23 protein-coding genes are annotated in these 26,528 nt (G+C 62.3%); 5 read left to right on the top strand and 18 right to left on the bottom strand.

Annotated elements, in window-relative coordinates; genetic code table 11:
* Positions 1-64: 64 nt before the first annotated feature.
* The 5 genes from ACSQ3I_RS04360 to ACSQ3I_RS04340 form a co-directional block, all read right to left on the bottom strand.
* Positions 65-1,669 (bottom strand): copper resistance CopC/CopD family protein, encoded by a 1,605-nt coding sequence (locus ACSQ3I_RS04360; RefSeq protein WP_435996399.1) that lies wholly within the window; start codon positions 1,667-1,669, stop codon positions 65-67.
* 60 nt (positions 1,670-1,729) lie between these two features.
* Positions 1,730-2,260, bottom strand: coding sequence for a YcnI family copper-binding membrane protein (locus ACSQ3I_RS04355; RefSeq protein ID WP_435996397.1), 531 nt, complete (start codon positions 2,258-2,260; stop codon positions 1,730-1,732).
* Between the two features lie 242 nt (positions 2,261-2,502).
* Positions 2,503-3,000, bottom strand: a complete 498-nt coding sequence (locus ACSQ3I_RS04350; RefSeq protein ID WP_435996395.1) for a copper chaperone PCu(A)C — start codon at positions 2,998-3,000, stop codon at positions 2,503-2,505.
* Between the two features lie 88 nt (positions 3,001-3,088).
* Positions 3,089-3,481, bottom strand: coding sequence for a DUF2946 family protein (locus tag ACSQ3I_RS04345; RefSeq protein WP_435996393.1), 393 nt, complete (start codon positions 3,479-3,481; stop codon positions 3,089-3,091).
* Positions 3,482-3,614: 133 nt separating this feature from the next.
* Positions 3,615-4,571 (bottom strand): LysR substrate-binding domain-containing protein, encoded by a 957-nt coding sequence (locus tag ACSQ3I_RS04340; protein ID WP_435996391.1) that lies wholly within the window; start codon positions 4,569-4,571, stop codon positions 3,615-3,617.
* 139 nt (positions 4,572-4,710) lie between these two features.
* Here ACSQ3I_RS04340 and ACSQ3I_RS04335 point away from each other — a divergent pair, with 139 nt between their 5' ends.
* The 4 genes from ACSQ3I_RS04335 to ACSQ3I_RS04320 all read left to right on the top strand — a co-directional run bounded on the left by ACSQ3I_RS04335 (position 4,711) and on the right by ACSQ3I_RS04320 (position 10,716).
* Positions 4,711-5,508 (top strand): alpha/beta hydrolase fold domain-containing protein, encoded by a 798-nt coding sequence (locus ACSQ3I_RS04335; protein WP_435996390.1) that lies wholly within the window; start codon positions 4,711-4,713, stop codon positions 5,506-5,508.
* Between the two features lie 57 nt (positions 5,509-5,565).
* Positions 5,566-6,750, top strand: coding sequence for an efflux RND transporter periplasmic adaptor subunit (locus tag ACSQ3I_RS04330; protein ID WP_435996388.1), 1,185 nt, complete (start codon positions 5,566-5,568; stop codon positions 6,748-6,750).
* Positions 6,751-6,867: 117 nt separating this feature from the next.
* A complete protein-coding gene (locus ACSQ3I_RS04325; protein WP_435996386.1) occupies positions 6,868-10,074 on the top strand; it encodes an efflux RND transporter permease subunit in 3,207 nt (1,068 codons plus the stop codon).
* A gap of 219 nt (positions 10,075-10,293) precedes the next feature.
* Positions 10,294-10,716, top strand: a complete 423-nt coding sequence (locus ACSQ3I_RS04320; protein ID WP_435996385.1) for a DUF1801 domain-containing protein — start codon at positions 10,294-10,296, stop codon at positions 10,714-10,716.
* Positions 10,717-10,728: 12 nt separating this feature from the next.
* On the opposite strand, the gene ACSQ3I_RS04315 is transcribed toward ACSQ3I_RS04320, so the two are convergent.
* From ACSQ3I_RS04315 to ACSQ3I_RS04260, 12 genes are all read right to left on the bottom strand, one after another.
* Positions 10,729-12,939, bottom strand: coding sequence for a VWA domain-containing protein (locus ACSQ3I_RS04315; RefSeq protein WP_435996384.1), 2,211 nt, complete (start codon positions 12,937-12,939; stop codon positions 10,729-10,731).
* Positions 12,939-13,742 (bottom strand): CbbQ/NirQ/NorQ/GpvN family protein, encoded by an 804-nt coding sequence (locus ACSQ3I_RS04310; protein WP_435996382.1) that lies wholly within the window; start codon positions 13,740-13,742, stop codon positions 12,939-12,941. Before ACSQ3I_RS04310 ends, ACSQ3I_RS04315 begins: the two co-directional genes overlap by 1 nt.
* A 56-nt stretch (positions 13,743-13,798) precedes the next feature.
* On the bottom strand, positions 13,799-14,818 hold the full coding sequence (locus ACSQ3I_RS04305; protein WP_435996380.1) for an alpha/beta fold hydrolase: 1,020 nt from the start codon (positions 14,816-14,818) through the stop codon (positions 13,799-13,801).
* A 52-nt stretch (positions 14,819-14,870) separates the two neighbouring features.
* Positions 14,871-16,202 carry a purine-cytosine permease family protein gene (locus ACSQ3I_RS04300; protein WP_435996378.1) on the bottom strand — a complete coding sequence of 444 codons (1,332 nt, stop codon included), beginning with the start codon at positions 16,200-16,202 and terminating at the stop codon, positions 14,871-14,873.
* Between the two features lie 73 nt (positions 16,203-16,275).
* On the bottom strand, positions 16,276-17,313 hold the full coding sequence (locus tag ACSQ3I_RS04295) for an aliphatic amidase (protein WP_435996376.1): 1,038 nt from the start codon (positions 17,311-17,313) through the stop codon (positions 16,276-16,278).
* Positions 17,314-17,400: 87 nt separating this feature from the next.
* On the bottom strand, positions 17,401-18,096 hold the full coding sequence (urtE, locus tag ACSQ3I_RS04290) for an urea ABC transporter ATP-binding subunit UrtE (protein ID WP_435996374.1): 696 nt from the start codon (positions 18,094-18,096) through the stop codon (positions 17,401-17,403).
* Positions 18,089-18,844 carry an urea ABC transporter ATP-binding protein UrtD gene (gene urtD, locus ACSQ3I_RS04285; RefSeq protein ID WP_435996372.1) on the bottom strand — a complete coding sequence of 252 codons (756 nt, stop codon included), beginning with the start codon at positions 18,842-18,844 and terminating at the stop codon, positions 18,089-18,091. Before urtD ends, urtE begins: the two co-directional genes overlap by 8 nt.
* Positions 18,841-19,959, bottom strand: a complete 1,119-nt coding sequence (urtC, locus tag ACSQ3I_RS04280) for an urea ABC transporter permease subunit UrtC (protein WP_435996370.1) — start codon at positions 19,957-19,959, stop codon at positions 18,841-18,843. The genes urtD and urtC overlap by 4 nt, the downstream gene beginning before the upstream one ends.
* Before the next feature lie 29 nt (positions 19,960-19,988).
* Positions 19,989-20,858, bottom strand: coding sequence for an urea ABC transporter permease subunit UrtB (urtB, locus tag ACSQ3I_RS04275; protein WP_435996368.1), 870 nt, complete (start codon positions 20,856-20,858; stop codon positions 19,989-19,991).
* Positions 20,859-20,922: 64 nt separating this feature from the next.
* A complete protein-coding gene (locus tag ACSQ3I_RS04270; protein WP_435996366.1) occupies positions 20,923-22,170 on the bottom strand; it encodes a transporter substrate-binding domain-containing protein in 1,248 nt (415 codons plus the stop codon).
* Between the two features lie 223 nt (positions 22,171-22,393).
* A complete protein-coding gene (locus ACSQ3I_RS04265; RefSeq protein ID WP_435996364.1) occupies positions 22,394-23,047 on the bottom strand; it encodes an ANTAR domain-containing response regulator in 654 nt (217 codons plus the stop codon).
* A gap of 42 nt (positions 23,048-23,089) precedes the next feature.
* Positions 23,090-24,232 carry a transporter substrate-binding domain-containing protein gene (locus ACSQ3I_RS04260; RefSeq protein ID WP_435996362.1) on the bottom strand — a complete coding sequence of 381 codons (1,143 nt, stop codon included), beginning with the start codon at positions 24,230-24,232 and terminating at the stop codon, positions 23,090-23,092.
* Positions 24,233-24,656: 424 nt separating this feature from the next.
* Here ACSQ3I_RS04260 and ACSQ3I_RS04255 point away from each other — a divergent pair, with 424 nt between their 5' ends.
* On the top strand, positions 24,657-25,280 hold the full coding sequence (locus ACSQ3I_RS04255) for a TerC family protein (RefSeq protein WP_435996361.1): 624 nt from the start codon (positions 24,657-24,659) through the stop codon (positions 25,278-25,280).
* A 27-nt stretch (positions 25,281-25,307) separates the two neighbouring features.
* Here the strand turns inward: ACSQ3I_RS04255 and ACSQ3I_RS04250 are convergent, their stop codons facing one another.
* Positions 25,308-26,273 (bottom strand): magnesium and cobalt transport protein CorA, encoded by a 966-nt coding sequence (locus ACSQ3I_RS04250; RefSeq protein ID WP_435996359.1) that lies wholly within the window; start codon positions 26,271-26,273, stop codon positions 25,308-25,310.
* Positions 26,274-26,528 lie beyond the last annotated feature (255 nt).

Raw genomic sequence — 26,528 nt, 5'->3', positions numbered from 1 at the left:
AAGGCAAAAAACTTCAAAGAGTTTCACTTCGGCGTGAGGCCGGCGGCGAAAATGTCCGTTCAGATCATGGCCGGATCGCCAATTCGCCCTGCAGCCGGGCCAATTCATAATCGCTGATCAGCACGTCGAGGCGAACTGTCCAGGTGCCCGGCAAAGGCAGGACCAGGCCATCGACCTGCCATGTCCCGTCGCCCGGCTTGAACGCCTTGCGCCGGATCGGCTCCACGCCAGCCGCCGGGTTGAAGAAGACAAAAGCCACCTCCCTGGCATCGAGCGCACCGAAATCGGTGGTCATGATGACGGCCGAGACGGTGACCGGCCCCGTCCGGCCCGGACTGATCGTCACTTCCGCCATGGCCTTGTCGGTATGGATGTGGATCGACGCCGGCTGCGCGGCGGCAATTGCCAGGGCACGCGGCGGCGGCGTGAAGCGCCAGGTGGCGGCAACGGCAAAAATCGCCAGGACCAGAACGGTTTCGACGACGATGGCACGCGAAAGGCGCCGGATGGCGGTGGTTTCGCCGACCAGCACCGGCTTTGTCAGCAGCCAGCGATTGACGGCGACCAGGGCGAAAAGGACAAGCAGAAGACCGGTCTTCGCCAGCAGGACATTGCCGTAAGCCGTTTCGACAAGGGCGGCGGGATGCTCCACCTGGATGACGGCCAGGACAAGGCCCGCGAGGACCAGCACGGCAACGGCATACGGGATGAAGCGCGAGAAGAGCCGAAGAGCCTCTTCCGCCTCCGGCCCACCGCTGCGCATGGCTACTGCGAGCGGCAACAAGGCGCCGATCCAGATCGCGATGGTGGCCGCATGCAGAAAAACAGAAGGCCGCGTCAACCATTGCGGCGGGGCGGCACTGGCGTGGCCGCTGAGCGCGAGCGCCCCGGCGCCAGCAAGAAGCGTAGCGCAAGCGAGCCAATGCCCCCAGCGTTTCATTCGCGGAGCAACGGCCAGCGCCGCCAGCAGGATGGCCGCCGTCATGACGATGACGGTACGGCCGAAACTCGTATTCAGTCCGGCGCTCCAGACAGCGCCATCGAAGAAGCGGGAAAGCGGCGCCCCCAGGGCATCGAGACCTTGCAGACCGGCGGAAAGAAGCGTGCCTGCAAGGCCGCAACCAAGCATGAGGTGGGACCACGCCCTTCCCCGGTCACTGCCTCGGAAGAACCAGAACGAGGCGAAGACACCGCCTATGCCGAAGAAAAGCCCGGCATAAAGCGCCACCTTGGCGAACCACAGCGCTATCCTCACCGGCCAGTCGTCAACCTCGGTGACCGCAGGAGCGGTGCTGCTCGGCGCGCCGATGGAAAAGACCGCCGATCCGGCCACCGGATGCCCGTCCTCCGAAACCACCCGCCAGGACAAGACGTAGGTTCCCGGCACAAGCGTCTTCGGCGGCTCGATCTCCAGCGTCCGGTCCCGCAGCACGAAGCTATCCAGGCTTACCGACTGCCCATCCGGCCTGACGAGCGTAATGGCAAGCGGCGACACCGGTTCGCTGAAGGAAAGGGTGAAACGCTGCGGTGCCGCCTGGACGACAGCGCCATCCGCCGGCTCCGCCGCCGTCAATGATGCATGCGCCATGGCCACGCTGGCAAGACAGAGCCAGACGATCCCCGTCAGCAAGGCCCTGAGGGCAGGCACGCCACGAAAGCTGTTTTTCACCCGTATCTCCGAAACATCGAGAAGCAAGCCGGCGCCTTTGCGAAGGCGCCGGCCGATAGATTAGTGACCGCCCGTGGCTTCGAGCAATTTTACGCCCGGTGCCGGCAATTCGAGATCGTCGGCAGACTGGCCGGCGGCCGGGATTTCGATCCAGCGTTCAGCGAGACCTTCTGAGCACTCCTGCACGGTTGGGAAATACAGGGTTTCACCGACCTTCAGATCCTTGGTGAGATAAACGCGGAATGCAAACTCGTCATATTCGTCGTCCGCCAGGCTGCCGCCACTCCAGACGACTTCCTTGACGCCTTCGCTGGTCGGCGTGCCGTAATAATCGTAGGACTTGGCATAGGCGCCCCTGACCTTCTCCAGTTTCCAGCCGGCCTTGGGCTGCGGCTTGACGGCGATCACCCCTTCCGGGATCTGGACGCGCAGGACATTCGTCGGCTTGCCTTCGCAACCGTGCGGCACCTGCAGCACCACCTTGTAGGTCGAGCCGACAGGCGCTTCCTTCACCTGGATCGACACATGCGCCGAGGCCGTACCGGCGCCAAGCGCCACTGCGGCAAGCGTCATCATCGTTTTCTTGAACATTTTCCACTCTCCATCGATTGTTGCATCGCCAGCCCCCTGCCGGCGAAATTCCGTGAATTTTCGAGATTGTCCTGCATGCGACCTTGCCGTTGCAGCGGCTCGGAAATGCGGGCGTTTTCCGGGCGGGCTCACACGGTTCCGCTGCCGGTCACGATTGCGGAAAACCGCTTGTCGTCCCGTTCAGCATCACCGCATCGACGGTCGAGACCGTCGGCGTCAGCCCGGTATTTCGGTGAGATAGATCAGCCGCCGTGGCCGCCGGTGGTGCCCTGCTTGTCGACGGAATACTCAACCGTGACGCTGCCCGCCTTTTCGAAGGTCAGCGTACCGGAAAAGCTCTCGCCTTCCTTGGCATGGCGGTTCAGGCCCATGAACATGATGTGGAAAGAGCCCGGCTTGAGCTCCACTTCTCCACCGGCCGGAATTTCCACACCCTCAGGAACCGGCCGCATCGTCATGACGCCTTCGCCGTTGACGGCCATCTCATGGACTTCGGTCTTCTCGGCGATATCGCCGGTAACGGAGACCAGGCGATCCGGTTCCGAACCGGTGTTCTTGATGGTCACGTATCCTGCCGCCACCTTGGCGCCCGGCGGGGTTGCCCGCGACCAGGGATGGACAACTTCGATATTGCCGGCCTTGAACTCATGGGCCTGGACCTGGGAAACGGCAGCCGGCGCCAGCGCCAAAAGAGCTGCCAGCAAGCCGGTTTTCGCCAAAACGAATCGGGAAACAATCATTTTCATTCTCCTGCAGCAGCCACGACAAACATCGCAGCAGCGTATCGAGTAAACACGCGAGATCGCGGACCGATCTCAGATCTGGTGTTTACGCAGCAACAGGAGGCGCGCGGGGGTGGGCTGGCAGGTAATCCAGCGTCAGGCGCGGGGCAGTTTCATAACGCTCCGGTGTTGTCCCGGACGATACCGTCAGGGGATTGAGCAGGAAACTGGCGCTCTCGGCCGGCAATGCCAGGCCGACATGCATGCTGCAGCTGACGGTGCAGCAATCCGGGAGTGCGGCATGGCCGGTGTCATGGGCAGGATCGCCGTTTTCGTCTTGCATGCTCTCGATGCAAAGCGGGTTGCCGAAATAATCGACGGTGGGCAAATTGACGGCAGCGGCGAGCGCAAAAGATCCGATGGCTGCCTGGACAACGAGCAGGCAGATGGCGACAATCGTCACCACGGCCAGTCTCAATTGTTGCAGTTGCTTTTTCATCGGCGCTCCTGATCCCAAGGATTATCAACGAAACGTGACGATGAAAAGTACCGTGCCCGGCGCAGCCGTCATTTTGAGGGCAGATGGGGCCGTTTGCCGCATGGCCGCGGCGGCAAATGCCGGCTCTGGGCGGCTACCGTCTTTGCATTTTCGCCGGCGCCGGCGCGAACTGCTCCTCAACGGGCGAATCCTTGTCCAGATCGTGGACCAGTTTCACCAGCCAGTCGACAAATACGCGCACCTTGTTGCTGAGGTGGCGGGTGCGCGGATAGACGATGTTCAGCGGAATGGATTCACACTGCCAATCGGTGAGGACTGGTACGAGTTCGCCCTTTTCCACAGCCTCCTTGACAAAATAGGGCGCGGAAATCGCCACGCCCATGCCGGCAATCGCCGCCTTCACATAGGTTCTGCTATCGTTGACGGAGACGACGTAACGCGGCTCGATCTCGTGCAATTCGTCGCCGCGCTGGAAATCCATCGTGAAAATCTTTCCGGACGGCACCATCAGGTAACCGACGCAGAAATGGCTGGTCATCAGGTCGAGAGGATGCTGCGGCATGCCGAATTTCTCCAGGTAGAGCGGCGCCGCGTAACAGGAAAGCTTGATTTCGCCGACCTTGCGCGTCACCAGCGACTGGTCCGTCGGCGTGCCGCCACGCAAGGCGCAATCGACGTTTTCGGCAAGATAGTCGACAAGCCGGTCGCCGACACCGATATCCAGCTGAATCTGCGGATACCGCAGATAGAAATCGCAGAGCGACGGGATGACGAGCGTATCGGCAAAAGCGCCTGCCATCTCCACCCGCAACCGGCCGGAGGGCTGGGCCTGGGAATTCGTCAGGCTGCCATCCAGTTCATCCAGTTCCGAAAGGATCTGCACAGCCCGTTCGTAGTAGAGCGCCCCATCCGTGGTCACCGTCACCCGCCGTGTCGTGCGGTTCAGCAGCCGGGTCCGCAGATGCGCTTCCAGCGCCTGCACCAGATTGGTCACGGTGGTCTTGGGAATGGAAAGCGCGGCAGCGGCACGGGTAAAATTGCCGGTCTCCACCACCCGCACGAATGTGCGCATTGCCGAAAGCTGGTCCATAGCCTCTCCTTGTGCGACGCACCATTATCCCGATTTTCCGAACAGAGTTATCAAGAACGGCAGACTTGTGCGTTTTGGATCGTACAATAATATAAAAAACCAGATGTGTTGTATATGGGTACAACGCCGGGAAACGACGATGCAGGCGACGTGGCAGGACATGGCGATCGACGATTCGGCAAAACCTATGCCGTCCGTCCGCATTTATGAAGGCGCTGCCCGCCTCAAGACGCCGCCGCTGGTGCTTTATCTCGGTGGCGGCGCGTTCCAGCAGTCGCCGCTACCGGCAACCGAAAGTCCGGTGGCACGGGCGCTCGCAAATCGCGGTGCCGTCGTCGTCGAGGCCGATTATGGTGGAGAGGTGCGCAACACCTTTCCGCAGGCCATGGAATATGTCTTCAAGGTGCTGAGTTGCCTGAGCAACCGGCGCAAGCTTTTCGGCAGCGCCAAGTCATCGCTGTTCGTTGCCGGACAGGAAGCCGGGGGCAACATCGCCGCCGGTGTCGCCCTGAAGGCGCGTGACCAGATTCCCGGCCAGTTGGCCGGCCAATTGCTGCTGTCGCCGATGATCGATCCGCTGATGACATCGGGTTCGTTCCGCAAGGCAAGCGAGATCGGCATGCTGCAACGCTGGTCGGAAGGCTGGAGCCATTACCTGAAGTCGGCCTGCGGCTTTTCGCATCCTTACGCCGCGCCTTGCCTCTGTTCGAGGCTGGCCGGCGTCGCACCGGCGCTGGTGATGACGGCCGAGGACGATCCGCTGCGGGATGAGGCACTCGGTTATGCACAACGCATGGCCGAGGCCGGCGTGACAGTGGAACAGAAGATTTTAACCGCCGGCCAAGGCTGGACGGACATGTACAAGGGCGAAGGCGGAGCCTGGATCGACGTCGTTTGCGACGGGTTCGCTGCCTTCTCCAGCAAGCTGAAACATTGAAATATAGTCTATCCGAGATTGTTTGAAGGCTCCCTCCCGAGCCAAGGAGAGTACATCATGACGTCGAAAAAGACGCGCTGGGCCCTGTTGGGCACCGGCATGGGCATTGTCGTCTCTGCAATCGCCGCAGGCACCTATCTGGACCTGCCCGGCGGCGCGATTGCCGCGCAGTCGGAACAGGCCGCGCAGGTTCCGGCCGTGCCCGTTACGGTCGCCACCGTCGAACCGCACAATGTCTCGACCTGGCAGGAATTTTCCGGAAGGCTGGAAGCGGTCGATCGCGTCGAGCTTCGCTCCCGCGTTGCCGGCGCCATCCAGTCCGTACATTTTCGCGAAGGCGGCCTGGTGAAGGTTGGCGATCTCCTCGTGACCATCGATCCGGCGCCTTATGAAGCGGCCGTCGCCCAGGCGGAAAGCCAGGTGGCCTCCGCCCAGGCCCGCCTCGACCTCGCCACCGCCGAACTCGAACGCGGCAAGGTGCTTTCGTCGAAGAGCACCATCTCGAAAAGCGATTTCGCCCAGCGGCAAAGCGCCTTCAGCGAAGCGACTGCCGCCCGCCAGGCCGCCGTCGCGGCGCTCAAGGTGGCGCAGCTCGATCTCGGCTATACCGAAATCCGCGCACCAATCGCCGGCCGCGTCGGCAAGCTGGAAATCACCGTCGGCAACCTGGTTGCCGCTGGTTCGGCATCGCCAGCCCTGACGACACTGGTTTCCATCGACCCGATCTATGCCAGCTTCAACGTCAACGAGGAACTGGTGGCAAAAACGCTCGCCGCCCTGCCCTCGCCCTCCGGCGTGCCGGCGATCGAGACCGTTCCGGTCGAAATCACCACGCTGGCCGAGAAGGTCGCGCCGATCCGCGGCAAGCTGCAGCTCATCGACAACGAGGTGGACGCGGCAAGCGGCACCATCCGCGTCCGCGCCGTCTTCGACAATCCCGGTGGGTTGCTGATCCCAGGCCAGTTCGTCCGCATCCGTTTGGGTGAGCCGAACGCCAGCGAACGGCTGACAATCAGCGAGCGAGCCATCGGCACGGACCAGGATAAAAAATTCGTCTTCGTCGTCGACGCCAACAACACCGCCAACTACCGTCAGGTCGAGCTCGGCGCCAAGGTGGACGACAAGCGTATCGTCGAGAAGGGTCTGGAAGCCGGCGACAAGATCGTCGTCAGCGGCCTGCAGCGTATCCGCCCCGGCGCGGTCGTTCTGCCGCAGACCGAAGGCCAGGTCGCCCAGCAGTAAAAATATCCGGCGGCCCGCCGCCGGCAGCAACAAAGACATCCGGTTTGTGCAGCGCCCGAACGACGTTTCGGGCGCCGGGCCGGCTTACGCCATCGTTCAACCCCGAGGGGGACGAAAATGAACATTTCCCGCTTCTTTGTCGACCGACCGGTGTTTGCCGCCGTCCTGTCGATCCTCATCGTCGTCGCCGGCCTGATCGGCATGCGCGCCCTGCCGATCTCGGAATATCCCGAAGTCGTGCCGCCTTCCATCGTCGTCCGCGCCAGCTATCCGGGCGCCAATCCGACCGTTATCGCCCAGACCGTGGCGACGCCGCTGGAAGAACAGATCAACGGCGTCGAGGACATGCTCTACATGTCCAGCCAGGCGACCTCGGACGGCGTGTTGACGCTGACCGTGACCTTCAAGCTCGGCACCGATCCGGACAAGGCGCAGCAGCTGGTGCAGAACCGCGTGTCGCAGGCCGAACCGCGCTTGCCGGCGGAAGTCCGCGCACTCGGCGTCACCACGGTGAAAAGTTCGCCCGACCTGATGATGGTCGTCCACCTCGTTTCGACGGGCGGACGCTATGACCTCACCTACCTGCGCAACTATGCGACGCTGAACATCAAGGACCGCCTGGCCCGCATCGAAGGCGTCGGCCAGGTTCAGGTGTTCGGCGCCGGCGACTATTCGATGCGCATCTGGATCGATCCGCAGAAGGCCGCCGAGCACAATCTCGCCGCCAGCGACATCACCAACGCCATCCGCCAGCAGAACGTCCAGGCCGCCGCCGGCATCATCGGCGCATCGCCCAGCCTTTCCGGCGTCGACATGCAGCTGAACGTCAACGCCCAGGGCCGCCTGCAGACTCCGGAAGAATTCGGCGACATCATCGTCAAGAGCGGCGCCGACGGCGCAATTACGCGCCTGAAGGACGTCGCCCGCATCGAACTCGGCGCAGCCGACTACACCCTCCGCTCGCTGCTCGACGGTAACCCGGCCGTGGCCATCCCGGTCTTCCAGGCGCCCGGCTCGAACGCCATCGCCATTTCGGATGCCGTCCAGGAAACCATGAGCGAGCTGCAGCTGGCCATGCCGGAAGGCGTGCGCTACGAGATCGTCTACGACACCACGAAGTTCGTGCGCGCTTCCATCGACAAGGTCGTCGACACGCTGCTCGAAGCCATCGCGCTCGTCGTTCTCGTCGTCATCCTCTTCCTGCAGACGTGGCGTGCCTCGATCATCCCGCTGATCGCAGTCCCCGTCTCGATCATCGGCACTTTCGCGGTGATGTATGTCTTCGGTTTCTCGATCAACGCGCTGACGCTGTTCGGGCTGGTACTGGCAATCGGCATCGTCGTCGACGACGCCATCGTCGTGGTCGAAAACGTCGAGCGCAACATCGAGAACGGGCTGAGCCCGCGCGATGCTACATACCGCGCCATGCGGGAAGTTTCCGGCCCGATCATCGCCATCGCGCTGGTGCTGGTTGCCGTCTTCGTGCCGCTTGCCTTCATCACCGGCCTCTCCGGCCAGTTCTACCGGCAGTTCGCCCTGACCATCGCCATCTCGACGGTCATTTCCGCCATCAACTCGCTGACGCTGTCGCCGGCTCTGGCCGCGCTGCTGCTGAAGGACCACCATGCGCCCAAGGACTGGCTGACCCGCGGCATGGACGCGTTGCTCGGCTGGTTCTTCCGCGGCTTCAACCGCGCCTTCGGCGCGGCATCGAACGGCTACGGCCGCAGCGTCGGCGGGCTTCTGTCGCGCAAGAGCATCGTCATGGCCGTCTATCTCGGCCTGGTCGGTGCCACCTACAGCATCTTCACGGCCGTGCCGGGTGGTTTCGTTCCGGCGCAAGACAAGCAATATCTCATCGGCTTCGCCCAGCTGCCCGATGGCGCCACGCTGGATCGCACCGAAGAGGTGATCAAGCGCATGAGCGAGATCACGCTCGCACAGCCGGGCGTCAAAAACGCGCTGGCCTTCCCCGGCCTGTCGATCAACGGTTTCACCATCGGCTCGAACTCCGGCATCGTCTTCGCCGTGCTCGACGATTTCGAGGACCGCAAGTCGCCGGAACTGTCGGGCAATGCCATCGCCATGCAGCTCAACCAGAAATACGGCGTCATCCAGGACGCCTTCATCGCCATGTTCCCGCCGCCGCCGGTCAACGGTCTCGGCTCGACCGGCGGCTTCAAGCTGCAGATCGAGGATCGCGCCGGCTTCGGTTATCCCGCCCTCGACGAAGCCACCAAGGCTTTCCTCGCCAAGGCGTACCAGACGCCGGAACTGGCCGGGCTGTTCTCCAGCTTCCAGATCAACGTGCCGCAGCTTTATGCCGACCTCGACCGCGCCAAGGCGCAGCAGCTCGGCGTGACGGTGACCGATGTCTTCGAAACGCTGCAGATCTACCTCGGCTCACTCTACGTCAACGACTTCAACGCCTTCGGTCGCACCTACAGCGTGCGTGTCCAGGCTGACGCCCAGTTCCGTTCCAAACAGGAGGACATCGGCCAGCTGAAGGTGCGGTCGCAGAGCGGCGAGATGATCCCGCTGTCGGCACTCCTGAAGGTCGATGCCACCACCGGGCCGGAACGCACCACCCGCTACAACGGCTTCCTGGCCGCCGACATCAACGGCGGACCGGCTCCCGGCTTCTCCTCCGGCCAGGCGCAGGCGGCCATCGAACGGATCGCCCAGGAAACGCTGCCGCCGGGTATCGATTTCGAATGGACGGACCTGACCTACCAGCAGATCCTTGCCGGCAACTCCAGCCTCTTCGTCTTCCCGTTGGCGTTGCTGCTTGTCTATCTGGTGCTGGCCGCGCAGTATGAAAGCCTCACCCTGCCGATCGCCATCATTCTGATCGTGCCGATGGGCGTGCTGGCAGCCCTCACCGGCATCTGGCTGACGGGCGGCGACAACAACATCTTCACGCAGATCGGCCTCGTCGTCCTTGTCGGACTATCCGCCAAGAACGCCATCTTGATCGTCGAGTTCGCGCGTGAACTGGAGTTCGAGGGACGAACGCCGGTGCAGGCTGCCGTCGAAGCCAGCCGTCTGCGCTTGCGCCCGATCCTGATGACTTCGATGGCCTTCATCATGGGTGTCGTACCGCTGGTCATCTCCACAGGCGCCGGGGCGGAAATGCGTCAGGCCATGGGCGTCGCCGTCTTCGCCGGCATGATCGGCGTCACCTTCTTCGGCATCTTCATGACGCCGGTGTTCTACGTGATCATGCGCCGCATCGCCGGCAATCGCGCTCTGGTGCAGCACGGAAGAGAAGCGGCGAACACCCAGGAGGAGCACCCCTCCTCCCACTCCATCGCTGCCGAGTAAGGCAGGAATAACGAGATTGGCTCGCGGGCATGAAACAAGGCCCGCGAGCCGAATTGCGTCCGGCCTGCCGCTCCGCTGGTTGGGCGGGTGCCAGAGGTTGCAAGGCGGCGGCTTGTGATAGTCTCGGCGGCTGATTCGACGACTGGTTGGGAGGGATCATTGGCAGACAAACCCACTGAAAAGTCTGCGCCTCGCAAGAGGACCAAGTCCGCGGCGACAGTGAATACGGCAACCGCCGGAGAGCCGGTCTTGTTGTCCGGTGGCAATCCGCAGATTGCCAAGGGGTATGGCGATGCGCCGGTTCAGGCCTACATCGCCGCCATGCCGGGCTGGAAAAGCGATCTCGGCCGCCGCCTCGATGCATTGATCGGCGAAACCGTGCCGGGCGTGCACAAGGCGGTCAAATGGAACTCACCGCTTTATGGCAAGGACGGCGAGAGCTGGTTTCTCAGCCTGCACTGCTTTACGAAATACGTGAAGGTCGCCTTTTTCCGTGGCGCGGCTCTGCAGCCCATGCCTCCCGGCGCCTCCAAGAGCGCCGATACGCGCTACCTCGACATCCGCGAGACCGATGTTTTCGATGAAGCCCAGTTCGTTTCCTGGGTCAAACAGGCCAGCCAGTTGCCCGGCGAACGGTTGTAATCCCCCCAGCTGTCATCGCGTCAGCCGGTAGAAGAGTGCCGGCAGCCGAACCGGCAGCTGCTCGATATCCGTCATCGTCATCGCGCCACGTCGGCCGAAGATGCGTTCCGCATAGGATTGCGCGCCGGAATCGAGCGCGACGCAAAACGTGTCGATGGCGGCCCGGTTGAGGGTGTGCACTGCGGCCCGCGCATCCTCGATCAGATAACGGCGGTCATCGACGTCGATATCGGAAGGTTCACCATCAGTGATGACCAGCAATACCCGCCGATAGCTGCGGCGACTGCGAAGATCTTCGCCCGCATGGCGGATCGCCGCCCCCAGCCGGGTCGAAAGGTCGCTGCGGATGCCTGCCAGACGGGCGCGGGCAAAATTGTCGTAGGGACGCTCGAAATCCTTGATCCGAAAATAGCGGATATCGTCGCGGCTATCCGAACAGAAGGCGGCGACGGCGAACGGATCTCCCAGCCCGGACATCGCCTGGGCGAGCAATGCGGTCGAGAGGCGTTCCACGTCGAGCACCGTGCCGGTTGGGCCGCGAACGGCATCGGCCGTGGATTTCGAACTGTCGAGCAGGATGAGCACCGACAGGTCACGGCTTCGCCGCTCATAACGGCCATGCACGCGAAACTCCGGCACCTCGCCGATGCGCCGGGCAATCGTCGCGTCGATGCAGGCATCCATGTCGAGGAATTCGCCCTCCGGCTGGCGGCGCACCCGTTCGGCACGGCTGATCCTCGATGAGCGGATGAGCGCCGAAAGGCGGTCGGTCAGATCGGAGCGACGGTCCTCGAAGCGGCGGATCGCGCCGATATCGCCAGCCGGCGCCGGGTATTCGCGCACGGTGCACCAGTCCGGCCGGTCGCGGCCGGTGATGTAATCGAATTCCGGATAGCGGGCGGCAAGCCTGCCCTCCTCGTCGGCGGCCGCAAGCGACGCGCGACTGACACCCTGCTCGGGATCGGTCTCCTGCTTCTCCTCGTCAGGCCTGCCATCGTCGCGCTCCTGCTGCTCGATGCGGGCGCCCTCGATCATTTCTTCCATGACAACAGGCGCATCCGGCGGCGGCTCGCCAAAATCCCAGATGCCGAGATTGTCGTCGCGATAGGCCGGCTGGACGACATAGGTCTTGGCGTCGAACTGCAGCCGCATCTGGCCGAGATCGTTGCCGAGCATGCCGCCGATCCGCCGGCTGAGCGACTGGTCCGCCGGATCGGCCGCGAACGCCTCCTCGAAGAGCGCCCTGCCCTTGCCGACCCAGCCATCCGGATCGTCATAGCCGGGATCGATCAAGACGCGGGAAAGCCGCGCCAGCAAGGCCACGGCCACCGGCGCGCCACCCGGCCGGGCGACATGAAACGGCGTCCAGAGCCGCCCCAGCCCCGGCATCTCGCGCATCGCCAGCCGTTCGACACGCGCATCCTCGACCAGTGAAATCACCGCAAGCTGCAGCGGCTTCAGTGATCCGACAGGAAATTGCTGCCGCGTGAAGCGATGGTGCGCGCCGATATGCGCAAGGGCTGCCCGATACAGCCGATTGCCGTTCTCCGCTGCAAACCCCGGAAAGGATGCCGGCACCCGGATCCCGCCGCCGCCGAATCCGCAACGCCGCCGCATCGGCTCAGGCGTTGTGGCCGGCGCTTCCTGAATGGGCGGGCGAATGCCCCAGACCGCCAGCAGAAAATGTCTGAGAGACGCCTCGAAGACATGGAAACCGTCTACGCCGCTCTCCCGGTCAAGAAACCGCCGCGCCTCGGCATCCTCCAGGCGGAAGAAGGCCGCCTGCCGTTCGACATCGCGGCTGCCGATGGCGATGCCCATGCGCACGAAGGACCGGAAGCCGTCCAGATCCAGCGCCTCCAGCAGCCGGCCGGTTTTCTCCAGCAGGGCGCCGACCGCTCTTGGCGCGGCTTTCGCAGCCGCTTCGATCGTTTCCAGCCAGCGCAGGACGGCCTGCCCATCCCGCAGCTGGCGTGCGGCGGCGAGCGTCGCCTCGGGCAGGATCGAAGCCGTGCGCCTGTCGCAGCGGATGGCCAGGTCGGAAACGGTGCGGCCGAGCCGCAATGCCGCATCGGCGCCGGCAATCTTGGCAAGGTCCGGGCCGGCGCGGCGATAGGCGCCGGCAACCGCCTCGCCATATCCCGCCTGGTCGATCCGGCGATGAGCGGCCTTCCAAGCATCCTGCCAACCGGGAGGCAGTAGGGTTTCCAAAACCGCCGTCATCAGGTGCAGGCCGAGATCGCAGCCGTCAGCGCATCGCGCAGGTCGGGATCGTCGGTGATCGGCAGGACGATTGCCATCTGGCAGGCCTGGTCGATGGCGATGCCCTTGCCCGCCAACATCGCCGCGTGCACCAGCATGCGGGTCGAGGCACCTTCGTCCAGCCCGTGGCCGCGGAGATTGCGGGAGCGTTCGGCGATCCGCACCAGCATTTCGGCCGTACGGCGATCAGCCCCCGCTTCAACGGCAACAATCTCCGCTTCGATCGACGCTTCCGGATAACCGAAACCGATGGCCCCGAAGCGCTGCTTGGTGGATTCCTTCAAGTCCTTGAGAACGCTCTGGTAGCCGGGATTGTAGGAGATGACGATGCGGAAATCCGGATGCGCCTTCAGCACCTCGTTCTTCTTTTCCAGCGGCAGGATGCGCCGGTCGTCCGTCAGGGAATGGATGACGACGGTCGTATCCTGCCGCGCCTCGACGATCTCGTCGAGATAGCAGATCGCCCCTTCGCGCACCGCCAGCGTCAAAGGCCCGTCGTGCCAGACCGTCCCCTCGGCATCGAGGAGATAGCGGCCGACGAGATCGGACGCCGTCATGTCCTCATGGCAGGAAACGGTGATCAGCGGCCGGCCGAGCCGCCAGGCCATGTGCTCGACGAAACGTGTCTTGCCGCAGCCGGTCGGCCCCTTGAGCATGATCGGGATCCGCATGTCATAGGCGGCCTCGAAGAGCTCGACCTCCCTTTTGACAGGCCGATAGAAAGGTTCGCTGGAAATGCGGTAAGCATCCAGATTGGTCATCATATGCCTCTTGAGTTTGAACGCCGCGACGCCTCCGGTCGCCGCGGCGCAACGGAAAGTCAGGACGCCAGCAATTCTTTCAGCTTGTCGTCCAGGAACTTGACGTCCACCGGGTTCGTGCCCGGTCCGCCGGCGAAATGGCCCCAGATCGACGGGATGGGCACAAAGGTCGCATTCGGCATGTTGGCGACCTCGTTCCGGCTGTCTTCCGGCGGGAAATAGAGATCGGTCTGGCCCGGCATGACATAGGTCTTCGCCTTGATCGCCCCAAGTGCTGCCTTGTAGTCGCCCTTGTAGAGTTCATTGGCCGAGATGTCGCCGTTCTGCCAGGTCCACAACATGGTGAGCAGATTGTTGGGGTCCTTGGGCAAGAAGAAGCCTTCCCAGAAAGCGACCAGGAAATCCTCGAGCGAGGCAAAACCAAGGGTCTTGAGGTCGAGTTCTTCGCGGTAGAAAGACTGCGAAAAACCCCAGCCGGCATAAACCCGGGCGGCGGCGCGCAGGCCCTTGTGCGGCTTTTCCTTGTACCAGCCATCGAGAAACGCACCGTCGGCCGTCAAGGCCGCCTTGACCCCCTCAAGGAACACGAAATTGTGGCGCGCGCATTTGGCCGAGCCGCAGAATGGCGCCAGGAGGTCCATCATGTCGGGATACATCGCCCCCCAATGGAAGGTCTGCAGCCCGCCCATGGACCATCCCGTCACCATCCGCAGATGCCCGATGCCGAAATGTTCGGTGACCAGCTTGTGCTGGGCGCGAACATTGTCATAGGCCGTCACCTTGGGAAAACGGGCGGCATTGTAAGGTTCCGGCGTGTTGCTCGGCGAAGACGACAGGCCGTTGCCGAACATGTTCGGGATGATGATGAAATATTTATCGGGATCGAGGGCCATGCCGCGGCCGACGAGCCATTCATTGTCGTAGTGCTGCCCTGAATACCAGGTGGGGTAGAGAATGGCGTTGTCCTTGGCGGCGTTCAAAGTCCCGAAGGTCTTGTAGGCCAGCTTGGCGTTGCGCAGGAGTGCGCCATTCTGAAAGGCAAAATCGCCGAGTTCGAAAATCTCGTAATCAACAGTCATTTCTTTGTTCCCTTGATCGAAAATTTGGCGGGCGCTTTCGCCCGCCACTTTTTTAGACCGGCGCGCTCGCCGTTGCACGGCGATCTTTCAGCACGGAAAGCGCCAGATGCGCGACGGCTGCAACGATGCCGGCGCTGATCGCCGTGGAGATCTGCGGCGCATAAAATTCGACGACGAAACCGGCCGCCGAACCGATGGCCCAGGAAATGAACGGCGTTGACCGCCATTCCTTCTCGGTCGTGCCGCTATTCTTCATGATGTAGGCTTCGACCAGCAGGATCATGCCGATGGGCGGGACGACGATGCCGAGCAGCGACAGCCACTGGATGAAAAAGGCCCAAACGTTGCCGGCGGCAATGGCGATGCCGATAACGCCGAGCACCACGGCCAAAAGCCGCATCTTCGAGCTGAGAATACGCGACCAGCCGGTTGCCGCATTGTAGAGGCAATGCGAGCAGACGGAGCCGAGATTGATGTAGATGAACAGGAAAGCCAGCGCACTGAGCCAGCCGACCTGCAGCGAATTCATGTAGCCGAACATGTTGTCGGAGCCGAAGGGATTGGCATCCGGCACGGCGAGCGCCGCCGTCATGATGCCGCCGACCAGCATGGCGACGAGGTTCGATGCCGGGAATGCCGAGAAGGTTGCGATCAGCGAATGCGATCCGGTCTTGGCCCAGCGGTTGAAGTCCGCCGTGACCGTGCCGGCATCGATGAACAGGGCGATCACCACCGTCAGGCCGACGCCCATCGACATGGTCGCCACGCCGTTGTTGCCCGCATAGGACCAGATCGCGGCGACGGTCGTGGTCGAAGCGGAATGCAGGACGACGAACAGGCCGAGGACGAAAAACAGCGGCACCGAGACGAGGCCGATCAGGTGCAATCCGCGCACCCCGATGAAGGTGATGCCGATGTAGAGCAGGCCGGCGACGATGGTCATCGCCACGTAGTTCAATCCATAAGTGCTGGAGATCAAGGCGCCGGTGATGCCTGTCTGCACCGCGAACCAGCCGAGCAGCAGTGTCGAAAGCAATCCGGAGGCCAGCGCATAACCCTTCGTGCCGAACACCCGCGAGGCGATCAGGGCGAAGTTCATGCCGCTCCTGGTCGACGATAGGCCGAGCGCGCCGACATAAGCGAGCATGATCAGGTTGCCGACGATCATGGCGATGAGGGCGCGGGAAAAACCCATGCCGAGCACGAGGATGGAGCCGGTCATGGCGCCGGTGATGATCATCGGGAAACCGGCCCAGACCGTCACCATCGAAAACAGGCTGCGCCGGGCCGCAAGCGGTACCGGCGTATGTTCGTATTCCTCGCCGAGCACGTGATCGGCGTCGACAGGCGACCCGTCGCCGGGTCTTGCAGAATGTGTAGACATTTTTCATTCCCCTCTTTTTGTGTTTTTGGTGATGGGGCTATCCGCCTGGGAGCCGGATAGCCCCGGGTGCGCGTCAGCGATGGGCGCTGGCTGCGTTGGGTATGCCGTCGATCGGGCATTCGTCGGTGCCGACGGTCTGGCGCGTCAGCGCCTCGACCATTTCGCGGGTGCCTTCCGGATCGTTCACCCACTGGGCATAGAAGTTGTAGGGGCATGCCGCCCGGCCTCGATCGCCATCGCCGGAATTGATCATGCCGGTGTAGCCGCGGTGCAGCAGCTTGAAGAGATGGTTCTGCGACTGGCCGTTGCGGCGGGCGTCAAGGATGGCCGACACGGAAAGCTGGGCATACTGGATGCCGTTTTCTTCCGTGCCGCATTCGCCGAGCGTGCGGCCGTCGAAGCCGATGATCGCCGAATGGCCGAAGTAGGAATAGACGCCGTCGAAGCCGGAAGCATTGGCAACCGCAACATAGCAGTTGTTCGCCCAGGCCATGGACTTGGAGATCTGCACCTGCTGTTCCTTGGCGGGGTACATGTAGCCCTGGCAGCGGATGATCAGTTCGGCGCCACGCATGGCGCAATCGCGCCAGATTTCCGGATAGTTGCCGTCGTCGCAGATGATCAGGCTGATCTTCAGGCCCTTCGGCCCCTCGGAGACATAGGTGCAATCGCCGGGATACCAGCCCTCGATCGGCACCCACGGCATGATCTTGCGGTATTTCTGGACGATCTCGCCCTTGTTGTTCATCAGGATCAAGGTGTTGTAAGGCGCCTTGTGGGGATGCTCCTCGTGGCGCTCGCCTGTCAGGGAGAACACGCCCCAGACATTGGCCTTGCGGCACGCTTCGGAGAAGATCGCCGTCTCGTCGCCCGGGATCTGCGAGGCGGTTTCGTACATCTCCTTGGAATCGTACATGATGCCGTGGGTGGAATATTCCGGGAAGATCACCAGATCCATGCCGGGCAGGCCGACCTTCATGCCCTCGATCATCGTGGCGATGTTACGGGCGTTGGCCAGCACTTCGTCACGCGTATGCAGGCGCGGCATCTTGTAGTTGACGACCGCGACGCCGACCGTGTCCTTGCTGCTGGTAATATCGCCGTGATACATGATTTTTCTCCTGTTGGGGTTGTTCTATCTCTTTGTTTTGACCGCATTGTCCGACGCCGAAGCGATCCCGCTTCGGCTGGAAATGCTCTAGACGACGAGATGCTGGTGGATGATGTCGTCGGTCAGCCTGCCGATCTCATCGGCCATTGCGACGCTGCCGCGGTTGAGGATGGCGAAGCGGCCCGACGCGCGCCGGGCAAACTTCAGGTTCTGTTCGACAAGCACGATCGTCAGGCCCTTGCTGCGGTTGAGATCGATCAGCACGTCTTCGATCTGCTCGACGATGTTGGGCTGGATGCCTTCCGTCGGTTCGTCGAGCAGCAGGATCTTGGGTTCCGACAGCAAGGCACGGGCGATGGCGAGCTGCTGCTGCTGGCCGCCGGAAAGATTGCCGCCCTGCCGGTTCAAGAATTCCTTGAGGATCGGGAACAACTCCAGCACCCATTCGCCGATGCGGCCCTGATTGCCATGGGTGGCGAAGGTGCCGAGCATCAGGTTTTCCCGTACCGTGAAGGCGGGCAAGATGCCGCGCCCCTGCGGCACGTAGCCAAGCCCGGCGAGCGCCCGCTGGTGGGTCGGCAGCGCGTTGACCTCCACCCCATCGAGGCGGATGGAGCCGGCCGTGCGGCTCATCAGCCCGAGGATGGTGCGCAGCAAAGTTGTCTTGCCGACGCCGTTGCGGCCGAGCACGCTTAGGAACTCGCCGTTGCCGACCGACAGCGATACCGATTGCAGCGCCCGGCTGCGGCCGTAGAAACCATCGACATTGGCAAGCTCAAGCATGGCCGATCCCTCCCGAACCCAGATAGGCTTCGCGCACCTGCGCATCCTGCGAGACCTCTTCGACCGACCCCTCGGCCAGCAGACGGCCCTGGTGCATGACCGAAATCGTCTCGGCGATGTCGCGGACGAACCCCATGTCGTGCTCGACGACGATGAGGGTGTGACGGCCCCGGAGACGGATGAAGAGGTCCGCCGTCTTGCGTGTCTCCTGGGCCGTCATCCCCGCCGTCGGCTCGTCCATCAGCACCAGTGCCGGGTTCTGGGCGAGCACCAGGGCGATCTCCAACCATTGCGTCTGGCCGTGCGACAGATGCGCGGCCGGCGTGTCGAGCGCATCCTTGAGGTTGACGAGGTCTGCCAGTTCCTCGATGCGGTCACGCTCGTGGCCGGAGCCGAAGCGGAAGAGGTTGGCGAGGATGCCAGGGAGACGGGAATCGCCGATGGCGAGGTTTTCGCGCACCGACAGCTCGCGGAAGACGCTCGGCACCTGGAATTTCCGGCCGATGCCGGCCCGGGCGATCTGGTATTCCTTGCGGCGGTGGATCGGCGCGCCGTTGAAGGAAATCTCGCCCGATGTGCTTTTCGTCTTGCCGCAGATCAGGTCGAGCGTCGTCGTCTTGCCGGCGCCGTTCGGGCCGATCAGGCAACGCAACTCGCCTTGGCGGACCCTAAAATCCAGGTCGGACACCGCCTTGAAGCCGCTGAAGGAGACGCAGACCTGATCCATGTGCAGTTGATAGCCGTTCATGATGCGCGCTCCAGCGAGGCATTGATCTCCTCCTCATGGGTCGCTGCTGCTGGATGCCGCCCGATCGCGAAGAGACGGTTACCCAGCATTTCCAGCGCGCCGGCCAGCCCCTTGGGCATGATGAGGACGACGAGGACGAAAAGGCCGCCCATGATCAGCGTCCAGGTGTCGAGGAAGGCTTCGGATTCCGACAGCGTACCCTGGACGCCGGTGACGATCAGCGCGCCGAGCACGGCGCCGAGCAGGCTCTGGCGTCCGCCGACCGCCACCCAGATGACCACCGACAGGCTCAGCGGAACGCTGAGGAAGGTCGGCGAGGCGAACTCCATGACGACGGTGTAGAGCATGCCGGCAATGCCGGCGATCGCTGCCGATGCCATGAAGACGAAGGTCTTGTAGCGGGCGACGTCGTAACCGAAGAAGCGCACGCGGTCCTCCTGGTCGCGGATCGCCTGCAGGATCAGCCCGGTCTTCGACTTGGTGATCGCCAGCGCCGCAAACAGCGTCGCCGCCAGGCAAACCGCCACGAGATAATAGGTCGAGGGTGAATAGGCATCGAAGGTGAAGCCGGCGATATCGAACTGCGCCAGATCGGTGATGCCGTTGAAGCCGCCGGTATAGGCCTGCTGGTCGACGATCAACAGGTTGACCACGACCATGGCGGCCAGCGTGATGATCGCCGCATAGACGCCGGTGATGCGACCGCCGAACATGAACCAGCCGAGCAGGCCGGCAAAGACGGCCGGCACGACGATGCCCGCGATCAGCGCGAAACTCATCGAGTAGAAGGGCTGCCAGATCAGCGGCAGTTCGGTGACGTTGTTCCAGACCATGAAGTCCGGCAGGCCGTCCGAACCGGTGTGCACCGGGATGGTCCGCAGTTTCAGCGCCATGGCCATGCAATAGGAGCCTATCCCGAAGGTCGCCGCCTGACCGAGATTGAGGATGCCGGCATAGCCCCAGGACAGACTGAGCGAGATCGCCAGGATGGCGAAGACCAGGTAGCGCGCGAACTTGTTGAGCAGGAACGCATCGTCGAGGAAGACGGGTACCAGCAGGATCGCCAGACAGACGACGCCGTAAATGAGGATCTGTGCGGTTGTTTTGCCGAGCAAGGTTTTATTCCCTCTTGTCTGACTGGCCGTCATGCGCGGACACGCGTGACGAACAGGCCTTGCGGACGGAAACGGATGAGGATGACGATGGCGACCAGCACCACGGCTTTGGCGATGGTGTCGTTGCTGAAGAAGGCCAGATAACCGGAAAGCTCGCCGAGAATGGCGGAGCTCGCCATGGTGCCGAACAGGCTCTGGACGCCGCCGAGCACGACCACCATGAAGGCATCGACGACATAGGTCGTGCCCATTTCCGGCGACACGCTTTTCAGCGGAGACACCAGCGCTCCGGCCAGCCCGGCGATGCCGGCACCGTAAGCGAAGGTCAGCCGGTAGATGCGGCCGGAATTAACGCCGAAGCTGGAGGCGACGGAGCGGTTCTGGGTGATGGCCCTGAGCTTCAGCCCGAACGTCGTCTTACGGTATATGTACCAGGTGACGGCAAACAGCCCGAGCGCGACCGCCAGCACGAACAGGCGATAGGCGGATTCGGTGGCGCCGAGAATGTTGACGCTGCTGGAGAGCGAAGCCGGCATCTCGACATAACGAAGCTCGCCCCCGGCCAGCAGCCGCACCGCTTGCTGCGCCATCACGCCGATGCCCCAGGTCGCAAGGATGGTGTCGAGCGGCCTATCGTAGAGATGGCGGATGATCACCGCCTCGATGATCCAGCCGAACAGGCAGAGAATGAGGAAGATCGGCACGAGGCTCGCCAGCAGCCCCAGCCCGAACTGTGTCTGCAGCACCCAGGCGCAATAGGCGCCGAGCATGACGAACTCGCCGTGCGCGAGATTGATGACGCCGGTGACGCCGTAGATGATCGCAAGGCCGAGCGCCACCAGCATCAGGATCGAGGCGATGCTGAGACCGGTGAGCAGCTGTGAGACGACAAGATCCATAAGGCAAACCTTTCGGAAAAAGGAACGGCGGGAGCTCTGACCTCCCGCCGAGGTCGCTGGGGGATCAGATCGTCTTCAGGCCGTCTGCAGTGCACTTCTGGTTCGGATAGGCCTTGTACGGGTCGGGCTCGAGCCAGGCGGCGGACTGCTTTAGGATCTTGAACTGGCCGTCCGGCTGGCACTGGCCGATCTTCGGCGTCAGCCAGCAGTGCAGGTTTTCCGGCTCGACCTTCACGAGACCCTGCGGCGCCTGGAACTGCTCGCCCTTGACCGCCTCGCGGATGCCGTCCGGAGTGATGTCACTGGCGGCGAGCTTGGCGACGGCCTGCTTGAAGAGATGCACCTGGAAATAGGAGGATTCCGACACGAAATGCGTGACCTTGTCGCCGCCCCAGCGCGACTTGTAGGCCTCGACGAATTTCTGGTTTTCAGGCGAATCCCAGACCATGAAATAGGGTGCGGAGGTAAAGTGGCCGGCGGCAGCAGCTCCGCCCATGGCGGCAACCTCGTTTTCGGAGGTGGTCAGGCTGGCCATCGGCATGGTCGCGGGATCGAGGCCGGCGGCGTGATATTGCCGGTGCAGCGCCACGACGGAATCGCCGACGACGGTTGAGAAGATCACATTCGGCTTTTCCGCCTTCAATTTATTGATGACGGAGGAGAATTCGGAGTGGCCGAGCGGCACGTATTCTTCGGCGACGACTTCCGCGCCAAGCTCGGCGAGCAGCTTCTTGCAGTAGTTGTTTTCTTCCTTCGGGTAGATGTAGTTCGAGCCAATCAGGTACCAGCGCTTGCCGAATTTTTCGACCAGCCAGGGAATGAAATCGTCCTGCTGCTGGTTTGGCACCGCACCCGTGTAGATGACGTTCTTCGAGCATTCGCGGCCTTCGTAGAGCGTCGGATACCAGAAGAGGTTGTCCTGCTTTTCGAACACCGGCAGCACCGCCTTGCGGCTGGCCGAGGTATAGGAGCCGAACACCGAAACGCATTTGTCGCTAAGCACCAGCTTGCGGGCCTTTTCGGCGAAGGTCGCGGGATCGGAGGCCGGGTCTTCGATGACAGGCACGATCTTCATGCCGTTGATGCCACCGGCCGCATTGATCTCGTCGATGGCCATGATCGTCGCCTTGTTGAGCGACTCCTCGATGATGGCGGTGGTGCCGGTCAGCGAGAAAAGAACGCCGACCTTGATCTCACCGTCCGCGGCGCGGGCGAGGTCTGCGTTCTTGCTCCAGATATGCGGGAAGCCGGTGGCTGCGAACGTGCCGAACGCAGCGCTGCCGACGAGGAATTGACGCCTGTTGCTTTTCATTATTGTGTTCCTCTCCAGAAATAAAAAAGGCCCCGGAGCGAGCTGCCGTATGGCAGACCGTTCCGAGGCCCTGTTGCCTTCATGTGATGCGGCATCTTCGCCGCCAAGCTTCTGCCGTCCCGAACAGACAACAAAAAACCCCACGTCCCGCGTCGGCGGAAACTGTGGGGTTACATTACCCTTATGTACGCGGCGCCCTTGCCGCGATTAACGAAGGAAAGTGTTAACTGAGAAGTTCATGCGAGTCAATGATCGCATTGGCGACCGCGCCAATCGTCACGCGACGCTCCATCGCCTGGTTGCGCAGGTGGTTGTACGCCTCTTCCTCGGTGATGTTTTTCACCCGCATGAGGATGGCTTTCGCCCGTTCGACGGTGCGCATCGTGCGCAGGTTTTCATCGAGCTTTTCGATGCGTCCCCGCAGCCGCTGCTCGTAGAGGAAATGCTCCCGCGCCATCGCCAGGCTGCCGGTGGTCGAACGCGGCGTGACGGGGAAATGGATCAGGCCGTGGGCGGCGCAATTGTGGATGAGCTTGAGATTGAGCGGCTCATGCCCCTTGTCGACGATGATGAAGGTGCTGGCCGGCTCGCCGGGCAGCCAGGGAATGCGGCGCGGCAGGTCCTCCACCAGCGTGCAGTAGACGACATCGAAACTTTCCGGCAATTGCGGCGGGATCGGCCAGATATGCTTGACCGTGCAGCGCAGCCGCTGCAACTCCCGAAAGAGCCGCTCGCCATCGCTGTCGAGATCGACGATCAGCGCGACGCTCAACTCGGCAAGGGCCTTCGACTGGCTTTGCAGGCTGGGAGCACCACTTCGCATCTCCGCCCGCGGAGGAGCGGGCCGCCGCTCCTGCGACATTTCTAACCTTCCCATGCTGACTTTCCTGCCCTCGTTTCCGTCCAAGTTTCTTCTCATTCAAACGTAGCTGACGGATCGCCCATACCCGATGAGATAGGGGTCCGCCTTCACCGTCGTGCGCGATTCGAACAGGATGTCGAATTGCCCGCCACGATTGGCCCGGCCCACCCGCGACCAGAGGTCGGCGTGGCCCCAGTTCGGATTGATCGAGACATTGCCCTGCGGCGCTTCGAATTCGGACCCCATCACCATTGCCCGCAGTTTTGGCGTCTCCAGCGAGTTGGCCCGTTCCAGCGTTCTCGCAAAGACGTTCACCTGAAAATAAGATGCCTCCAGGCACATGTTGGTCGGCGCATCGCTGCCGTAACGCTTCTGGTAGCGGCCGACAAAGGCGCTGTTCAGCGTATTGCCGATCCCCTGGAAATAGGGAGCAGCCGTCAGATGCCCCTCCCCCACATCGTGGCCCATGGCGGCGATCTCCGCTTCCGAGGTCGTGAGGCTGGCGATCGGCATGACTTTCGGATCGAGCCCCATGTCGGAATAGGCCTGATAGAGATAGGTCGTGGCATCGCCGACGACGGTCGAGAAGACCACGTCCGGCTGCACCCGCTTGATCTCCTGCATGATCGGCGCAAACTCCAACCGCGAGGCGCCGAGACGCACGTAGCGCTCGCCGACGACGCTGCCACCGCTTTTTCCGACCATCTCCCGCATGATGCGATTGGATTCGCGCGGATAGATATAGTCCGAGCCGATGAAGAAGAACCGGGTGCCGTAGAGTTTCATCAGCAGGCTGCAGAGCTGCAGGCTGTTCTGGTTCGGCGTCGCACCGGTGTAGATGACGTTCGGTGAAAACTCGAAGCCTTCATACAACGTCGGATACCACAACAGCCCGTTCAACCGCTCGACGACCGGCAGGACCGCCTTGCGGCTGGAGGAGGTGTAGCAGCCGAAGATCGTGCTCACACCGTCCTCGACCATCAACCGCTTGGCCAGATGGCCGTAGGATCTCGTATCCGATCCCGGATCATAGATGATCGCCTCGAGCGGGCGTCCGTTGATGCCGCCACGATCATTGATTTCATCAATCGCTATCAGCGTGCCGCGCAGCTGCGTTTCCTCGATGACGGACATGAAGCCCGTACGGGAAAACAGCACGCCGACCCGCCAGGGTTCGGTCGTTTGGGCCGATCTATTCAACTCAGTCGCTCCCAGGTTAAGATATTCATGTTCCCAAGCGGCTTTTGCCGTCTCTTTGTGCCGGAACATGCTGCAGCGCCCAAAACTGCCAGACCTTCGAGGTGCAAAAAAGCAAAAACCTCCCCGTCTCCTTTTTCCAAAGGATACAGAGAGGCTTCATCGCCATCGATTGTCTAGCAGCGCCGTTGCCGCAACTTGTTAACAGCTTAAGTAAAAGACTAGCACCTCTCGGTTTCCCGTCAATAGCCGGGCCGACATTTAGGGTTCGGCAGACGGCGGGGCCTGCTCTCTCCATTTACGGTAAAGCACGATCAGGCCCAAAATCGCTTTGCGGTTAAACAATATTGCCCGCGGGAGCGCCGCCGCCGGTTGACGCCTTCCCTGCAAGGCGCTAGCACGCCTCCACTACCGGAGACTTGACTTCATGGAATTGTTCACTGCTGCCGGCCTGGCAGCGCTTCTTCAGGTCATCGCCATCGATCTCGTCCTCGCCGGCGACAACGCCGTCGTCATCGGCCTTGCCGCGGCCGGCCTTCCGGCCGAGCAACGCCGCAAGGCAATTGCCGTCGGCATCATCGCCGCAACGCTTCTGCGCATCCTGTTTGCCACCATCACCGTGCATTTGCTGGCGATCCTGGGCCTGCTGCTTGCCGGCGGCTTGCTGCTGCTCTGGGTCTGCTGGAAGATGTGGAACGAGTTGCGCGCCTTCAACAGCCATGATGATGCGGACGGCGCCGATGGTTCACCCAAGGCCCAGAAGACCTTCCTGCAGGCCGCAACCCAGATCGTCGTCGCCGACGTCTCGATGTCGCTGGACAACGTGCTGGCCGTCGCCGGTGCGGCGCGCGAACATCCGTCCGTGCTGGTCATCGGCCTCGCCCTTTCCATCGCCATGATGGGCATTGCCGCAAACTTCATCGCAAGGCTTCTGAACAAGCACCGCTGGATTGCCTATGTCGGCCTGCTCATCATCCTCTACGTGGCGCTCGACATGATCTATCGCGGCACGATCGAAGTGTTGCCCACCGTGCAGCAATGGTTCGCCTGACCTTTTCAGGCGAACCCCTTCCACCTTCTAAAGCCAGCGGGCTTTCTTGAAGCGAAGATAGAGAATGAAGCACAGCACGGCGATGGCGCCGAGCACGACGAAGTAGCCATAGGTCGTCTTCAATTCCGGCATGTTTTCGAAGTTCATGCCGTAGATGCCTGCAACCGCCGTCGGCACGGCGAGGATCGCCGCCCAGGAGGCGAGCTGGCGGGTGATGACACCCTGTCTTTGCTGCTCCAGCAGATTGCTGGCCTCGAAGACCGACGTGATGACATCGCGCAGGCCGACGATGGTCATCTCCGCCCGCAACGCATGGTCCAGGACATCGCGGAAATAAGGCTTGGCCTCGGGGTCGAGGCAGGGCAAGTCGAGATTGACCAGCTTGCCGCACAGCTCCACCATCGGCCCGATCACCCTGAGGAAACGGATGACCTCGCGACGCGTGCGAAAGATACGGGTGATCTGATCGCGCTCCAGGAAGGCATCCAGCATCTGCTGCTCCATGTCGAGCATCTCGTCCTCGATCGACTGGACGATGGGCAGGTAGCCGTCGACGATAAAATCGAGAATGGCGTGCAGGACATAGTCCGGCCCGTGCTTCAGCGTCTGCGGCGTCGCCTCCAGCTGGCTGCGCAACTTGCTGTGACCGCGATCCGAGCCATGGCGGACGGAAATGATGTGGTTTCGGCCGACGAAGATCGATGTCACACCATATTCTATGCGGTCGCCGACCCGATGGGCCGTCTTGGCGACCACGAAGAGCTGGCTGTCGTAGATATCCACCTTCGGGACCTGGGCGGGATTGAGCGAATCCTCGATTGCCAGCGGATGCAGCTGAAAATTATGTTTCAGCGTGTTCATCTCTTCCGGTGTCGGCTCGTGCAGGCCGATCCAGACGAAAGTGTTTTCGTCCTGCGGCGGCACCGCAAGGTCGATCGGCACGGCTTCGATGCGCTTGCCGTCACGGTAGAGAAAGGAAGCTACGACGGTCATGGGTTTCCTGCATTCGCGGCCGAGCCGCCTGAAAGATCAACCGGTTGCCGTATACTGCAACCCGCCGCATACGCGCGGCAAACGGTCACCGGTTGCGTCGCGGCATGGACACGGTCATACTCCTGAAGAATGATGTGCGCCACGGGGCCACAAGGGTGGCGTGAAACAAAATTCTCATCGTTTACTTGCCGGAAACGTTGAAATTTCTGCGGCGCGCCAAACCATAAGAAAGAAAGGCGGGATTTTGCGGGCGGA

It is taken from the genome of Rhizobium sp. LjRoot30 (assembly GCF_964253915.1).
Taxonomy (GTDB): domain Bacteria; phylum Pseudomonadota; class Alphaproteobacteria; order Rhizobiales; family Rhizobiaceae; genus Metarhizobium.
The sequence above is the reverse complement of the archived record's forward strand: the minus strand, read 5'-3'. Positions and strand labels throughout refer to the sequence as shown.

What these genes read in the sequence shown, in the direction of transcription:
- ACSQ3I_RS04355 (WP_435996397.1), bottom strand. Translation starts at nt 2,260, where the DNA reads ATGTTCAAGAAAACGATGATGACGCTTGCCGCAGTGGCGCTTGGCGCC.
- ACSQ3I_RS04350 (WP_435996395.1), bottom strand. Translation starts at nt 3,000, where the DNA reads ATGATTGTTTCCCGATTCGTTTTGGCGAAAACCGGCTTGCTGGCAGCT.
- ACSQ3I_RS04345 (WP_435996393.1), bottom strand. Translation starts at nt 3,481, where the DNA reads ATGAAAAAGCAACTGCAACAATTGAGACTGGCCGTGGTGACGATTGTC.
- ACSQ3I_RS04340 (WP_435996391.1), bottom strand. Translation starts at nt 4,571, where the DNA reads ATGGACCAGCTTTCGGCAATGCGCACATTCGTGCGGGTGGTGGAGACC.
- ACSQ3I_RS04335 (WP_435996390.1), top strand. Translation starts at nt 4,711, where the DNA reads ATGCAGGCGACGTGGCAGGACATGGCGATCGACGATTCGGCAAAACCT.
- ACSQ3I_RS04330 (WP_435996388.1), top strand. Translation starts at nt 5,566, where the DNA reads ATGACGTCGAAAAAGACGCGCTGGGCCCTGTTGGGCACCGGCATGGGC.
- ACSQ3I_RS04325 (WP_435996386.1), top strand. Translation starts at nt 6,868, where the DNA reads ATGAACATTTCCCGCTTCTTTGTCGACCGACCGGTGTTTGCCGCCGTC.
- ACSQ3I_RS04315 (WP_435996384.1), bottom strand. Translation starts at nt 12,939, where the DNA reads ATGACGGCGGTTTTGGAAACCCTACTGCCTCCCGGTTGGCAGGATGCT.
- ACSQ3I_RS04310 (WP_435996382.1), bottom strand. Translation starts at nt 13,742, where the DNA reads ATGATGACCAATCTGGATGCTTACCGCATTTCCAGCGAACCTTTCTAT.
- ACSQ3I_RS04305 (WP_435996380.1), bottom strand. Translation starts at nt 14,818, where the DNA reads ATGACTGTTGATTACGAGATTTTCGAACTCGGCGATTTTGCCTTTCAG.
- ACSQ3I_RS04300 (WP_435996378.1), bottom strand. Translation starts at nt 16,202, where the DNA reads ATGTCTACACATTCTGCAAGACCCGGCGACGGGTCGCCTGTCGACGCC.
- ACSQ3I_RS04295 (WP_435996376.1), bottom strand. Translation starts at nt 17,313, where the DNA reads ATGTATCACGGCGATATTACCAGCAGCAAGGACACGGTCGGCGTCGCG.
- urtE (WP_435996374.1), bottom strand. Translation starts at nt 18,096, where the DNA reads ATGCTTGAGCTTGCCAATGTCGATGGTTTCTACGGCCGCAGCCGGGCG.
- urtD (WP_435996372.1), bottom strand. Translation starts at nt 18,844, where the DNA reads ATGAACGGCTATCAACTGCACATGGATCAGGTCTGCGTCTCCTTCAGC.
- urtB (WP_435996368.1), bottom strand. Translation starts at nt 20,858, where the DNA reads ATGGATCTTGTCGTCTCACAGCTGCTCACCGGTCTCAGCATCGCCTCG.
- ACSQ3I_RS04270 (WP_435996366.1), bottom strand. Translation starts at nt 22,170, where the DNA reads ATGAAAAGCAACAGGCGTCAATTCCTCGTCGGCAGCGCTGCGTTCGGC.
- ACSQ3I_RS04265 (WP_435996364.1), bottom strand. Translation starts at nt 23,047, where the DNA reads ATGGGAAGGTTAGAAATGTCGCAGGAGCGGCGGCCCGCTCCTCCGCGG.
- ACSQ3I_RS04255 (WP_435996361.1), top strand. Translation starts at nt 24,657, where the DNA reads ATGGAATTGTTCACTGCTGCCGGCCTGGCAGCGCTTCTTCAGGTCATC.
- ACSQ3I_RS04250 (WP_435996359.1), bottom strand. Translation starts at nt 26,273, where the DNA reads ATGACCGTCGTAGCTTCCTTTCTCTACCGTGACGGCAAGCGCATCGAA.